The following is a 14,450-nucleotide window of genomic DNA, read 5'->3' as shown; positions in this document are numbered from 1 at the left end:
AGATCAGGAGACATCACCTATCAATCTTGTTAATACATATACAGCCTTCCCTTTTTCTCTTTCTTGCCATTTAGCATAGCCCCAAGCAGTTTACCTGTTGTCCCTTCTAACACTTCTTTTGATTTCTTCACAGCAGCTATCTTTGTTTTGCCGCTTAAGACAACAAGAATGCTCCCATCTGTCCGGTTCGCCAGGATCTTTGCATCGGCTACTGGTAGAAGCGGCGTAGAATCAACAATCACCATGTCATATTGCTGTTCAATCTCATAAAACAGCTGCTTCATGACAGAAGAGGAGAGCAGCTCAGCTGGATTCGGCGGAATGGTTCCGCTCGGAAGCATATCTAAATGCTCAATGGGTGTAGGTAAAATCGCTTCCTCCAAGGTGCAGTTATTTAATAGCACATTGGTCAAGCCCTTGTGATGACTCAGGTCAAAATATTCATGAACAGCCGGCTTTCGTAAATCAGCATCCATCAGCAGCACCCTCTTTTTCTGCTGTGCAAAAACAGCTGCTAGGTTTGCAGCCGTAAATGATTTCCCTTCCTTCGGCAAGGAGGATGTCACCAATATGGATTTCAGCCTTGTTTGGATTGATGTGAATTCAATGTTCGTTCGGATTGTACGGAATTGTTCTGCAATGACAGAGTGAGGATTTAATACAGAAATACAGGATAAATCTCTCTTTTCTCTTTTCTTCCTCTTAAAAATCAATGTTCTGTCCTCCCGTTATGACGGACTGCTTGTCTTTTTTTGCCCTCCTGTCTGCCTGCATCTGATAGACGCTGCCGAGCGACGGCAATCCGATCTCTTCTCTTATTTGATGTGTTCGTTTTACAGTATCATCGAGTAGATTCATTAAGAAAATGAGTGTAGTCCCCCCTAATAAAGAGGCGCCTAGTGCCAGAACGATATGAACGAATTTTCTTGAATTCATGAGAATCGTATTGGACAGCTTGGCTTCAGACAAAACATTAATGCGATCCATATTCATGGTTTTTTTGATTTCTTCTTGCAGCACCTCTGTTGCGGTATTCGCAATAGCGACTGCCTTTGCGCGATCCTCATCTTGTACAGAAATATTGATGACCTCAGACTCATTTTCTGTACTTGTGGCGATTTTGTGTTTTAATCCTTCAGCTGATTCTGTGAGATTGAGTATTTCTTTTACTTTTTCAATGACGATCGGACTTTTCAATAGAACTTGAAAGGTACGTGTATATTGAAGGTTCATCTGAATATCGTTTAAGTTCGCTTGTGCGTCATTGCTGCGTTTATGAACAAGAATTTGAGTGGTTGCCTGATATACAGGAGTCGAGACATAGAACTGATAGCAGGCTGAAATGCCAGTTACGATCAGGACAATCAGGATCAGAAGGGCCATTTTCTCTTTAATGACAGAAAACAGCTGCTTAAAACCTATATTCTCATTCATAGATACCTCCCGATTTCATCATAAAAAGGTTATATATGGTTTCTTTTTGTTAATGATTGGATTATAAAAGATAATACCCGCAAAGAAAAATGTCATAATAGGTCTTATAGTTCTTTTTAAAGAACGAAATCGTTCGTTTTCTTTTGTTTACTTCCTGTTTCTTACGTTTTTGAATTTTATAAAGAACAATTTATTTCTTATAATGAACAAAAAGGTCGCAGTACGATCCGCCAGGGAGAAGGGAGATCATTAATCGAATGATAGGAAAGGTGATACGCATTTACCGAAAGAGGAAAGGATACTCCATTCAGCAGCTGGCTGAAGATGCCCATGTTTCTAAGTCGTATTTGAGTAAAATTGAGCGTGGTGTCCACAGAAATCCATCTGTCCAGTTTTTAAAAAAGGTATCCTCTTCGTTAGAAATTGATTTACAAGAGCTGATTGATGCAGAGACGATGATGTTTCATTACGCTGAGAGTGGTGAACACGAATGGCGGGAGCATATCGTCAATGCCGTCCAATCCGGCATGCCGAAAGAAGAACTCTATCAGCTGCTCCAAACGTACCGAAAGGAGCAGGAAGAAAAGACGTTACATGTCACTCATAGAAAGCTGACTGAATCGAATATATCAGAGTGGAAGCGTCTGATGAGTGAGGCGAAGGCTATCGGCTTAAGTATTGAGGAAGTAAAAGCATTCCTCGCCAACATGGGAGAACGACGGGTGTAAGCCTTTCAGGAAGAGTCAAATTGCGGGGAGAGGCGTTTGACGCTTCGTTGAAAAAGAGCCTTTTATCATGAAAAGGCTCTTTTTTCTCTTATTCTGCTTTTTTTGTTCGTGCTTTTTTCGTTATATCATTGTTTTTCCAATAGGCCCAGAGTGATGTAATCCCAAGAAAGGCTAACGTGATGAATTGCTGAATACCTTCTTCATCAATAGGAATTGGGCTTTTTCCCGCAGCGGTTAGAGCACTGTTGACAAGCGCGAGCAAAAGCAACACCAGCCTTGCGATTGTACCTGCACTAATTTTTTGAACCTCCAACTGTAACCCTCCCTTTCTTCCCCTTCACGGGCGGTACTGCTCGTTCTCTCTCATATGTATGCAAAAACCGAATGAATAGAAGAGCAGATCAAAAAAAGAGACATCATTCCCATATAAGGAATGATGCCTGATTTCATTTTATTTTGATGTAGAGAACATCTCTTTTGCTTCATCCAATGCCATTTTATTGCCTAGTGCTGAGTAATCGAGCCATGGCTGATCGGCAATCGGATAGACTTGATTTTTCTTCACGGCTTTTAGCCCCTTCCAAATCGGAGTCTTTTCTAATTGCTTGAATGCCTGCTGCGCTTTATCATCACGATTCACGACGACAAAGATAGCATCTGCATCATAGTCAGGAAGAACCTCTTGAGAAATCACTTCAAATGGCCGCTTGCTGTCCAGTTTCTTCACACCATCGACAGGTGTCAGGCCTAAATCCTCATACAAAATAGGACCCATTGGGCGCTTCATGCTAAATACTCGAAGCTCCTTTGCCGTCACACGGATCGCCATTACTTTTCCGTTTCCAATTTTTTGTTTGATAAGCGCTTTGACTTCTTTGGCTTCTTGATTGTAATCCTGAATATATTGATCGGCTTCTTTTTCTTTATTGACGAGCTTGCCGATTTTTTTCAAATGATCACGCCACGTGCCATCATTTAAATTAAACACTTCCGTTTTGGCGATTTTCTTATATTTCGTTAAATCTTGTCCAGCTAGTTCTTCATCGACATAAATGACATCTGGTTTTAATGCAAGCAGCGACTCCATATCGGGATCGGCTGCGATGCCCAGTTTCTTCGTACCACTCAGCTGCTTTTTCGCATGTGGAAGGAAATCTTTTAAGTCCCCTCCTACAACAGATCCTGCCGGCTTGATACCGAGTGCTAATAAGTCATTGGTTAAATGGATAGACAAGGAAGCAATTTTCGGTGTTCCATGATCATTTTGAGTTGTTGTATTCTTTGTTTCCTGTTGACCACAAGCGGCAAGCATAATGAAACAGAACGTTAAACCAAGCACAAGTAATTTTTTCATGATGAGTTCCTCTTTCACGTTTATTTCGTTTTTGTTAATAAATAGAGAAAATAAGGTGCCCCAATAAAAGCCACAACTACACCCGCTGGTATGGTATTTGGGGCAAAGATGGAACGTCCGATTGTATCGGCACTGACCAAAATCAACAAGCCAAGCAGCGCACTAACCGGTAAAAAATACTGATGCAGCGAGCCGACAAGCCGCCTTGCCAAATGCGGGGCGACAAGACCAATAAAACCAATACCGCCTGTCATCGAAACACTTGCACTCGCCAAACCAACAGCCAAGGTCAGCAAAAGGAGACGCTGACGCTGGACACGTACACCTACACTTGAGGCGACAGCATCTCCTAATGTCAATGCATTGAGCGTGCTTGACAGCATCAGCGTAAGCGGCACAAGGCATACAATCCAAGGCAGAAGCGCTAACACATGAATCCAGTCTCTCCCCCAGACATTACCGACAAGCCATCTTGAAGCAAATGTGTAAGTATCTTCATCTAGCTTCAATGACAAATATAACGTCAAAGCACTGAAGCCCGCCGCAACCGCAATTCCTACCAGAATCAGCCGGATGGGAACAAGCCCTTCATGCCGGTCATACGCCAGAAGCACGATGACCGCTGCCGCAAGAAGCCCGCCGCCAAATGTAAAGAGCGGAATAAGAAGAGATGGATTGCCTTCTAGTGCATGGAAATACGTCACAAACACGATTAAGCCAAATGCTGCCCCTGCATTCAGTCCAATAATCCCTGGATCGGCCAGCGGGTTACGGGATAAGCTCTGCAAAATGCCGCCCGCAATGCCAAGACCAATTCCCGCCAGCATCGTCACCACGATTCGAGGCAGACGATAGTCAAACAGCACCGTTTCACTTTGAAAATCTCCAAAGCCGAATAACGTTTTGATGACCACAAGAGGACTTAGTTTCAGCGTGCCGGTATTTAAGCTATACAGCACAACAGCCGCACTTAGACTAAGCAAAACGACTGTCACGACAAGAGCCCGCTGTTTCTCTCTCATGACAGGTTCCTCCCTTCTTTTCTGGCAATATACAAGAAGAAAGGAACACCGACAAGTGCCACCATCACGCCAATGGCAAGCTCTCGGGGCGGATTAACTGTGCGGCTGGCAAGGTCAGCAAAAACAAGCAGCACCGCGCCTAATATCGCTGACATCGGAATGACGAAACGATAGTTTACACCAACCAGCTTTCTTGCGATATGCGGGATGACAAGACCGACAAACCCAATCGACCCGACAGCTGATACAGAAACCCCTGCTAATAACACAGCAGCTGCCATTCCTAGTATTCGCACTTGTCGTGTTTTCACCCCTAAATTTGCCGCTACATCTTCACCGAGCGACAGTAGCGACAATGACCGCCCTAATAGCATCGCCCATACGATCACCAACAGAATGACTGGGGCAAGAATCGTCAGCTGCGGCCATTTCACACCAGCCACCCCGCCTGCATACCAAAATGCAAGGTCCTGACTCAAGTCAAAATAAATCGCGATCCCAGAGCTAAGTGCATGAAGCAAGGCAGCCACAACGGCTCCTGCTACAGTTAAGCGCAGCGGTGTCAAAACGCCACCAGCCGCCCCAATCGCAAAGATAAGCAGCGTACTAAGCACTGCACCAATAAAGGAAAAAAACATCAGTGCCGAATAAGGCATTCCTGGGAAAAAAGCAAAACAGAGAGCGACCACAAACATCGCACCGCCATTAATGCCCAAAATTCCCGCATCGGCCAGCGGGTTTCTTGTGATGCCCTGCATGAGCGCACCCGCTACGGCAAATGCCGCTCCAACAAGAGCTGCTCCTAAAACACGAGGAAGTCTTAATTCATGGATGATCTGCTGCTCTGTGACATCTGACTGATAGTCAAATACAGCTGTCCAAACCGTTTGCAGAGACAATGTTTTGGCACCATATGACACAGCCAAAAACATGGCAGCCGCCAAACCCATGACGGCGAGAAAAAATATCAAAAAGAACAGAATATGTGATGATCGTTTTTGTTGAGGTGTTCGCTTATCCTGCAAAATCGGTGTCATCCTTTTCTTCATTAAAAGTCAGTTTGAAAATGAGAATCATAATCATCAAAATTATAGCCGTCTGCCTCTGAAAAATCAATGTACGCCTTATTTTTTAATTAATGAAGGTATGTGCGTGGCAGCGAGGGTGAGGTGTCTTTTGCTTGTTTAGAATGGACTATCATTTTTTTCATAGTTTAATAGGAAAATAGTTGACATTCCGCCTGAACATCCTCTAAAATTACAAAAGTAAGTCAAATGTTATAAAAATATTACAAACAGATGTCAAACTAATAAAGAATGGCCCGTCATGAGAGGAGATTTGAACGTTGTGTCATTAAAGGGAAAATGGAGTATCGGCCTATTTGCACTTGCGATCATCATTGGAGTCGTTGCTTTCTTTCAAAATCAACAAGCAAGCGGTACAGAGAAGAAAAATGTAAAGCAGGATACGAACTATAAAAACGTGGAAATCGTCACTCTCGTAAATGACGGGAAATTTATGAGATATGCAGTCAACTATCCTCTTTTTCATCAAAAAGAGCTAGATGACAAGATTCAAAGCTACGCCAATTCAGCATTAGAGCATTTCAAAAAGACGTTTAGTGAAGCCAAGGACGTCGATGAAAACAAACGTTTTGAACTGAATATTGATTATGATATGGTGCATTATGCGAAGCAGTCTGCTGCTATTCGCTTTACGACTTATACCTACACAGGTCAGCAAAATGGGACCACCAATCATCTCACAATCAACTATGATTTTCAGAAAAAAACCTTTCTTGACACAAATGATTTATTTCTGCCTAAAACCAACTTTTTGAAGAAATTATCCTACATTACATATTCAGAGCTTCTAAAGGACAAAACCTTATCTAAGGATCAGACTCTCCTTCAGAAGGGAACAGCCCCTACTGCTCAAAACTTCAGTCAATTTGCCTTGAAAGAGAAATATGTAGAATTTTATTTCCCAGCATCTCAAGTAGCCGACGAGGATCTTGGTCCGCAAACACTCGCGATTAAAAAGACGCTGCTGAAAGATATATTAAAGCCAGAATATATGAATAAAACCAAAAACCAAAATGAAATGAAAGAACCGAATCCGAAAAGAAAAGCCGTCAAGCTGCCGCAAAAATCAAAGCTTGATCCAAATAAAAAAGCCATTGCTCTTACATTTGATGATGGTCCAAACCCAGCGACAACCTCAAGAATTTTAGATGCACTGAAGGCAAATAAAGGGCATGCGACCTTTTTCGTATTAGGCAGCAGGGTGCAGTATTATCCTAGTATGCTTGCAGATATTCTAAAAGGCGGGAATGAAATCGGAAACCATTCTTACAGTCATCCTTTATTAACAAGACTGCCTCTAAAGGAGGCGATGAAACAAGTGAAGGACACCCAGCTGCTGATTGAGAAAGCGAGCGGGTATACACCTACGCACTTTAGACCGCCATATGGCGGAACAAATCAAGACATCAATCAAGCGGTTGGGATGAAGGTTTCTTTATGGGATGTTGATCCCGAGGATTGGAAAATTCGCAACAGCCAGCAGATCACAAGCCACGTTCTCTCACATGCAGCAGACGGCAGAACGGTGTTAATGCACGATATTTATGACAGCTCGGCTCAAGCAGCAGTGAAGATCATCCATGAGCTCACCAAACAAGGCTATCAGCTCGTCACAGTCAGTGAACTTGATCAATTAAAAAAAGAACGGCATGAACAAACCCCTGTGCAATAAACACAGGGGTTTTCTTTATGACTCCAAAGACTTCTTTTGTTTCAATAATGCTTGAAATGTCTCTTCCAGCTCCTGAGACGGCTCAATACTTAAACGGCTGAGCACTTCAGACAGCTGCAAATCAATTAACAGAAGCTCCTCTTCTCTTTTTGTAACAGCTGGTTTGTCGTCCTTTTGTTTATACGCTTCATATGTTCCGTCAAATGCTTCAATTCGTTTTTCGTGAACATGGAAAATGCGAGTAGCCACCTTCTCAATCAGTCTGCGATCATGGGATACAAACACAACGGTACCCGGGTAATCCTTCAATAGACCTTCAAGCGCTTCAACTGCCGCCAGATCTAGAAAGTTCGTCGGTTCATCCAGCATGAGAACATTGGCATCACTGACAAGTAAGGACGCAAGCATAGTCTTCACCCGTTCTCCCCCGCTTAACACCCCAACAGGTTTATGCACATCTTCCCCTCGAAATCCAAGTCTCGCTAAAACCGTTCGTACCACTGTCTCATCTTGAACAGCCTCTTTCAGCGCATTTTGTAAAATAGATTCATCTACCTTCAATCCTGAAAGATCCTGACGAAAATAGCCGAGCTTGACCGCTTCTGAGCGAAAAACTCCGGGATGCTCCTTCACAAGCATTCGCAGAAATGTCGTTTTGCCGCTCCCATTCTTGCCGATAATGGCGACTTTGTCTCCGCCTCTCACTTCCACATTTGCCTGCTTCCAAAGCAATTGATCGCCCGCCTTGCCATCTACATTTTTCACTCGCAAAATGGTACGGCTCGCTACTTCCTTCATTGTATGCTGAGTCATTTGAATAGGCTGAATGTCTTTTACTTTCTCAACCTTTTCTAATTTCTCCATCCTTGTCTCAATGGATTTGGCTGTTTTTTGCAGCTTTTTTTGCTTATTTGCATAGTAGGGCTTTGCAATTTTTGGCCCTGAGGATTTCAGCTTTTGGGATGGCTTTGTTGCTTTGTCAGCTTTTTTCTTTTTCTTTTCCAGCGCTTGCTCTAACTGTTTTTTCTTTTGTGTATAAGCTTCGTACGCTTCCTTCTGCTGACGATGTGCCAGCTCTTTTTGCTGTGCAAAATACGTGTAGTTGCCTTTGTATTGATTAAGCCGTCCATGATCCAGCTCCCAAATCTCCGTACATACCGCATCTAAAAAAGCACGATCATGTGAAACGACAATAAGGGCTCCTTGATAATTGTGAAGCTTCTCTTCCAGCCACTCAATGTGCTCTGTATCTAAATGAGTCGTCGGTTCATCTGCTAATAAAAGAGCTGACGGACGGTTTAGCGCGCTTTCAATATAAGTCTGGGTCATCTCACCACCGCTCTGCGTGCCATCCGCTTGTTTCAGCTGAGGAAGCAGTGTGCATGTCGTTGTGGCAGCAAACGTGCCACTGTCTGGTTTCTCTTGCCCAGCCAGCACATGCAATAAAGTCGTTTTCCCGCTGCCATTTGTCCCCACAAGGCCGATGCGGTCACCTTGATGGATGGCAAGCTCTTCAATCTCAAATAACAATCGATCTTTTCGAAAAACCTTTAACTGATTGGCTTTTACTAACATCCAACCCTCTCCTTTCGTATCAGGAGACATGAAAAAGCCTCCCATTCTCAGAATAGGAGGCAAAATGGTGTACAAAAATAAGCGGATCAATTCAGGATGACGTGTCGTTCATATCTGAACACACACATCCCCCGTATCAATCACCTCATTGTTTGATTCCCAAGCTGTACCATCCTATTCCGAAGCTAAAAAATGAAAACGCAGCAAACATGGCAAACCAATCGTTTGCTCACTGCTTTCGTTTTTTCATTTTGCTTACAGGTCATAGGATTAGTACTTCATTGCATTGGGTCACCCTTCCGTCGTTTGTTACGTATACGATAAAAGATTGGTTATTTTTTGTCAAGCTGAAATGGCATAAGTGAGTTCATTAATTTCAGCGTAAATGGATGGACCGCATCAAGCAGATCATCCTTTTTGCATTCTTCTACTATGCATCCTTCATGTAAAAAAAGGAGACGATCACATAGATACACTGCCGCTTCTATATCATGAGTAATCATAAGGATGGTCATGTCTAGCTCTTGTTTTAATGTCTCAAGCAGCTCCAATATTTGCACCTGTACAGAGACATCTAGTGAGCTCAGGACTTCGTCTAGTATGAGAATGGATGGATGCGTTGATATGGCTCGGGCGATGCACACTCGCTGGAGCTGACCGCCGCTTAGCTGATGAGCATAATGATTCAGCAAAGAAGAGGGCAGTCTGACTTGTTCAAGCAACGATAAAACCCTCTGATCCACATTTTTTTCCTGCTTTAACAATCGCATAGGCTCAGCAACGATCTCTTTCACCGTAAAGGAGGGGTGAACAGAAGATCGATAATCCTGAAAGACAACACTCATTTTTCCTCGGTTCACCTTCCGCCATGTATCAGCTGACTTCCCATCAATCTGTACCTTGCCGCCATCTAGTTTTTCTAAACCGAGCAGGATTCGTGCCAATGTACTTTTACCGCTGCCGCTTTCACCGACTAACCCGGCACATTGTCCTTTTTCGATTTCAAACGAGACGTTTGATATGCGTGGTTTTGACCGCATTTGACGAGAGAAGAAACCTTTCTTCTCTCCAAGTTTGATGAGGCTATCAGCTGTGATCAACATGGAAATGCCCTCACTCTCTGCTGTTGCCGCAGTGCTTCAAGGGGTGCAGATAATCGGCGCCTCGTCTCAAGTAAATGCTTTGTTTGAGGATGCTCGGGCGATTTGAATACCTTCTCAGCTGGGCGATGCTCAAGCATCTCCCCTTGATGCATCACCAACACCTCGTCAGCGATCGCCTGAACGACGCCTAAATCATGCGAAATGATGATCAAGGCCGCGCCTGTTTCTTCTTTCAGCCTCTGTAATTGCATGATGACTTCACGCCGATTATATGCATCAAGCGACGCAGTTGGCTCATCGGCAATGATCACATCAGGAGAAAGCATCATCGTGATCGCAATCATCACACGCTGAAGCATACCGCCAGACAGTTCATAAGGGTATTGTTTCAACAATTCATATGGATTTTTTAAATGAACACGCTTCAGCCCAGTGATGGCATGTTCTTTCCCTTCTTTACCGCGTAAGCCCAAATGCTGCTGGAACGTTTCCAGCATTTGATGACCAATGGTTTCGATGGGATTGAACGCATTCATCGCATCCTGTGAGATGAAGCCAATTTGTTTGCCTCGCCACTGCTCAGCTGCTTGAGTTGTCAATGGCTCGCCGTCAAACATGATCACTCCCTCCACTTCTAGCGAAGAAGGAATCAAGCCAATTAGCGCTTTTGCGACGGTTGATTTTCCGCTTCCACTTTCTCCAATAACAGCTAAACAACGTTGTTGCTGTAGGGAGAACGTTATGTTCGCCACTAAATCCTTTTGCTGCACTGGATCATGTACGGACAGATTTTTTACGTCGATGAAAGGCAAATGGTCTCCCTCCCTTTTGATTGTTATGATGCATGGCAGGGGTCGTGGCCTGCTGAAGGCTGTCTCCTAAAAAGTTCAGCGCCATGACCACAAATAAGATGGCGAGTCCAGGCGCAAGCATATGGGCTGGATGTGTCACCATGACATTCTTCGCTTCGTTGAGCATCATCCCCCATTCCGGATTAGGTGCGCTCACGCCTAATCCAAGAAAAGACAGAGCAGATATATTTAAGATGACCCAGCCCGCATCAAGAGTCGAAAAGACAGCAATTTCTCCTGAAATGCGAGGGAATAGATGCTTCCTCAGTATGTAAATGGGGGACCCGCCAGATACTTTTGCAAACTGAACAGATGGTTCATTCGCATATTGCAGAACAGACGAACGAATCATTCTTGTATACCAGGCCCATTTCGCTAGGACATTCGCCAAAATAATATTGAATAATCCAGGCCCCAGTATCCCCACAACAGCTAGAATCATCACTTCTGCTGGAAAGGAGAGCATGACATCACACAGTCTCATCAACAAGCCATCCACCTTGCCTCGGAAAAAGCCCGCCATGAGTCCAAGTGTGCTGCCAATGAGCATCGTGATACACATCGTCAGCATGGCCGCAAGCATCGTAGTCCGAATGCCATATAAAAGCCGTGACAATACGCATCTCCCGAGCTGATCTGTTCCGAGCGGATAAGTCAGGCTGATGCCGGCATATTTTTGAAGAATGTTCGTTTCTGTTGGATCATGTGGTGCTAACACTGGTGCAAGCAGTCCTGCTAGAGCGATAAGTGCTAACAGCCAGATAGAAAGAACCGCCATACGGTCTTTTCTTAATTGATGCCATCCTATCATCATTCTCAGACCTCCTTTCGCAGCTGCGGATTCATGGTCATTTGCACAACATCAGCCATGAGGTTACACACAACAAATAGGAACCCCATCACAAATAAATAGGCTTGAATTATAGGGAAATCGGCATGGAAAATAGCTGTTACACACAAACGGCCAACCCCTGGCCAAGCAAATAAATTTTCAATAATCACTGTGCCAGCAATAAGCTTTGGAATAGACATACCAAGTGCTGTCACCGCTAATTGAAGCGCATGTCTCATCACTTTCAGTTGGACAGCCCGTTCCTTTAAACCGCGAGCTCTTGCATAAAAAACAAAAGGCTCGTGCTGAAATTTTAGGATTTGATTGCGGATCAGTCTCACATAGGTCGATAAGTAGCCAAGTGATAGTGTGAGAGCTGGGAGAAGAATCGATTTGAATCCTTCCATTCCACTCGTATTGACCCAATTGAATTTGACAGAAAAAAGCCAAATAAACAAAATCCCTAACCAAAAACTAGGCATAGAAGCAGCGATAAACACAAAGGCTCTCAGTACTCGATCCATCCAGGTATGAGCAGCATATGCACAGATCACTCCGAATAACAAACTCAATACAATGATGAAAAAGAGCGCTGCTCCTGCAAGCTGCAATGTGGCAGGCAGCGCCTCCATGATGAGATCAAAAACCGGCTCCTGTGTGACATAGCTCCTGCCAAAATCACCTGATAATCCATTTTTAAGCCATGTGGCATAGCGTATAAGAAATGGCTGATCTAAGCCTAGCTCCTGTCGCATTGATTCAATCATGTCTTCTGTTGGAGTGACTTGATTCACCCGCAAAGCGACCTCAGCTGGATCACTTGCCCGCATTGTCAGCAGTACAAAGGCAAAGAAGGTGATGAACATCATGAGCGGGATAAGCAGCAATATTCGTTTTAAGAGATAGCGTGTCATGTTTCCGCCCCCTCGTTATGACGAAAAATACATGCGGTCAAAGGGAATTTCATACTGTGACACATGAAAACCAATGCCTTTCAGGCGTTTATTATAAACGGCCTTTGTCACAGAATAAGAGATTGGGATGTAGACATTTTCATCATGAATATACGTCAAGATGTCTCGATACATTTGTTTCCGCTTTTGCTCATCTGGTTCTACCAATACTTTCGTTATCGTCTCGTCCAGCCATTTTTTCTTCTTCAACCCTAATTGGGCTTGATAATCAGCATGCGATGCTACGCGGAACGAAGAAACATAGGTTTGTGGATCATAAGGAAGTCCCCATGATAGTGAGTACATCAGATCGAATTTCCCTGTTTTTTGACGATCTAAAAATGCCTGTTTTTCTTCTCCTCTAATATCCAGTTTGACCCCAACCTGCTTAAAATCTTGTTGAATTGATTCACTTATTGTTCTTTCTCCTGCATTATCGGAATTATAGTAAATGGCGACACTCAGCCTTTTGCCATTTTGATAGCGGTAGCCGTCTTCTTTCAGCTTCCAGCCAGCCTCATCCAGTAATGCTTCTGCTTTCTTTTTTTGATAGGTTTTCTTTTTCAGCGGGATATCTGCGTAAGGAACTGACGGGGCAAGCAGCGTATGTGCCACCTGTTCCGTTCCATTTAAAATGCCTTTTGTGATCATCTCTTTTTGAATGGCATATTGAAACGCTTCTCTGACTTTCGGATCTTTTGTCATTGGCTGATTTGAATTGATGACGATCGATCTTGAACCAACTGGTGGACTCACGGTCACACCGTATTGACCTGCTTCTTTTAAAGCCTGGAATGAGTCTCCGTCGATCATGTCACCATCTGCTCCAAATAAGAGATCAATTTCTCCTTTTTGCAGGGCAAGTAAAATCGTTTGATGATCCGGCATGACTTTCCATTTCACTGTTGAAATGTTTGGCTTTTTCCCCCAGTAGTGGTCATTCGCTTTAAAAACGGCATATTGATTTTTTTTATGTTCCTTTAGCACATAAGGACCTGTGCCTGCATAGCTTTGAACTCCTTTTGCAGTCGTTCCATCTTTGAAGCTTTTTGGAGAAATAAAACGGAAGGGACGTGTTAAGCCCAGCTCTTCTAACGTAGGATAATAAGGCTCTTTTAACGTGAGAACAAAAGTATCTTCATCCACCGCCTTTGTGGATTTGATTTCGGATACGAGATTCAGCCAAGCGTTTTTTTCAATATTTTTAACGACAGCATCCACGTTCATTTTCACTGCCTTTGCATTAAAGGGCTCGCCATCTGAAAAAGTCACGCCTTTTCGAAGGTGAAAGGTGTAGGTCCTTCCATCCTTTGAAATGTCCCAGCTTTTCGCTAAGGCAGGCTGAACGCCTTTCTCTGTATTGACGACAAGCGATTCAAACACCATATTTTGAGCCGCCATCTCTCCGCCATATAAATGGGGATTGATGTCCCTTATATCTTTTGTACTTGCATACACCAGCTCATCTTCTTCTCTGTCATTCATGCTGGAAGATGCTTTATTTTCAGAGCATGATGCCAATAAAAAACAAGCCATGACTGAAAACAGCATCAAGGTGTATGTCACATAGGATTGCTTTTTCTTTATGTAAACAGGCTGATCACTCATATGTACGTCCCCCAAATTTTATATTATCGTAATCATTACGATTATTAATCGAAATGATTACGAATTGAATAATAGCATACAGAAATGAGGAATACAATCACTTTTTTTCATCAAAAAAACAGACTCATGATTGAGTCTGTTACAGATTGTTGACAAAGGGCTAAAATGATCTAGGTTTTAGCCCTTTGTCTTCTTTTCAGCGTGATAGAAAACCTTTGAAGTCTAGGAATGTC

General features: G+C 43.4%; 14 protein-coding genes. 2 read left to right on the top strand and 12 right to left on the bottom strand.

The features are described 5' to 3' along the window. Window positions 1–29: 29 nt before the first annotated feature. On the bottom strand, window positions 30–713 hold the full coding sequence (locus tag C6W21_RS13030) for a CpsD/CapB family tyrosine-protein kinase (protein ID WP_106050705.1): 684 nt from the start codon (window positions 711–713) through the stop codon (window positions 30–32). Continuing rightward, the gene (locus C6W21_RS13025) at window positions 703–1,434 is read right to left on the bottom strand and encodes a YveK family protein (protein WP_106050704.1); all 732 of its coding nucleotides are present in this window, start codon (window positions 1,432–1,434) and stop codon (window positions 703–705) included. Before C6W21_RS13025 ends, C6W21_RS13030 begins: the two co-directional genes overlap by 11 nt. Before the next feature lie 257 nt (window positions 1,435–1,691). Here C6W21_RS13025 and slrR point away from each other — a divergent pair, with 257 nt between their 5' ends. Next, entirely contained in the window at window positions 1,692–2,162 is a 471-nt protein-coding gene (gene slrR, locus C6W21_RS13020; protein ID WP_106050703.1) for an HTH-type transcriptional regulator SlrR, read from the top strand. Between the two features lie 88 nt (window positions 2,163–2,250). On the opposite strand, the gene C6W21_RS13015 is transcribed toward slrR, so the two are convergent. From C6W21_RS13015 to C6W21_RS13000, 4 genes are all read right to left on the bottom strand, one after another. Further along, window positions 2,251–2,475, bottom strand: coding sequence for a phage holin (locus tag C6W21_RS13015; protein ID WP_012011330.1), 225 nt, complete (start codon window positions 2,473–2,475; stop codon window positions 2,251–2,253). A gap of 138 nt (window positions 2,476–2,613) precedes the next feature. Then, entirely contained in the window at window positions 2,614–3,519 is a 906-nt protein-coding gene (locus C6W21_RS13010; protein WP_189318200.1) for an iron-hydroxamate ABC transporter substrate-binding protein, read from the bottom strand. A gap of 17 nt (window positions 3,520–3,536) precedes the next feature. After that, window positions 3,537–4,538 carry a FecCD family ABC transporter permease gene (locus C6W21_RS13005; protein ID WP_106050701.1) on the bottom strand — a complete coding sequence of 334 codons (1,002 nt, stop codon included), beginning with the start codon at window positions 4,536–4,538 and terminating at the stop codon, window positions 3,537–3,539. Next, on the bottom strand, window positions 4,535–5,563 hold the full coding sequence (locus tag C6W21_RS13000; protein ID WP_189318191.1) for a FecCD family ABC transporter permease: 1,029 nt from the start codon (window positions 5,561–5,563) through the stop codon (window positions 4,535–4,537). Before C6W21_RS13000 ends, C6W21_RS13005 begins: the two co-directional genes overlap by 4 nt. A gap of 322 nt (window positions 5,564–5,885) precedes the next feature. Here C6W21_RS13000 and C6W21_RS12995 point away from each other — a divergent pair, with 322 nt between their 5' ends. Then, window positions 5,886–7,295 carry a polysaccharide deacetylase family protein gene (locus C6W21_RS12995; protein ID WP_106050699.1) on the top strand — a complete coding sequence of 470 codons (1,410 nt, stop codon included), beginning with the start codon at window positions 5,886–5,888 and terminating at the stop codon, window positions 7,293–7,295. 15 nt (window positions 7,296–7,310) lie between these two features. On the opposite strand, the gene abc-f is transcribed toward C6W21_RS12995, so the two are convergent. The 6 genes from abc-f to nikA form a co-directional block, all read right to left on the bottom strand. Continuing rightward, window positions 7,311–8,900: a ribosomal protection-like ABC-F family protein gene (gene abc-f, locus C6W21_RS12990; protein ID WP_106050698.1), complete on the bottom strand. Its 1,590-nt coding sequence runs from the start codon at window positions 8,898–8,900 to the stop codon at window positions 7,311–7,313. 302 nt (window positions 8,901–9,202) lie between these two features. After that, window positions 9,203–9,973, bottom strand: a complete 771-nt coding sequence (locus C6W21_RS12985; RefSeq protein WP_106050697.1) for an ABC transporter ATP-binding protein — start codon at window positions 9,971–9,973, stop codon at window positions 9,203–9,205. Continuing rightward, a complete protein-coding gene (locus C6W21_RS12980) occupies window positions 9,967–10,785 on the bottom strand; it encodes an ABC transporter ATP-binding protein (RefSeq protein ID WP_106050696.1) in 819 nt (272 codons plus the stop codon). Before C6W21_RS12980 ends, C6W21_RS12985 begins: the two co-directional genes overlap by 7 nt. Then, window positions 10,748–11,635, bottom strand: a complete 888-nt coding sequence (opp1C, locus tag C6W21_RS12975; protein WP_106050975.1) for a nickel/cobalt ABC transporter permease — start codon at window positions 11,633–11,635, stop codon at window positions 10,748–10,750. The genes C6W21_RS12980 and opp1C overlap by 38 nt, the downstream gene beginning before the upstream one ends. A gap of 5 nt (window positions 11,636–11,640) precedes the next feature. Then, window positions 11,641–12,570, bottom strand: a complete 930-nt coding sequence (gene opp1B / locus C6W21_RS12970; RefSeq protein ID WP_106050695.1) for a nickel/cobalt ABC transporter permease — start codon at window positions 12,568–12,570, stop codon at window positions 11,641–11,643. A 15-nt stretch (window positions 12,571–12,585) separates the two neighbouring features. Next, window positions 12,586–14,217 (bottom strand): nickel ABC transporter substrate-binding protein, encoded by a 1,632-nt coding sequence (gene nikA / locus C6W21_RS12965; RefSeq protein ID WP_106056413.1) that lies wholly within the window; start codon window positions 14,215–14,217, stop codon window positions 12,586–12,588. Between the last annotated feature and the right edge of the window lie 233 nt (window positions 14,218–14,450).

The sequence above is a fragment of the Bacillus sp. NMCN1 genome (genome assembly GCF_002998085.1).
Classification (GTDB): domain Bacteria; phylum Bacillota; class Bacilli; order Bacillales; family Bacillaceae; genus Bacillus.
This window is presented reverse-complemented; position numbering and strand designations above follow the sequence as displayed.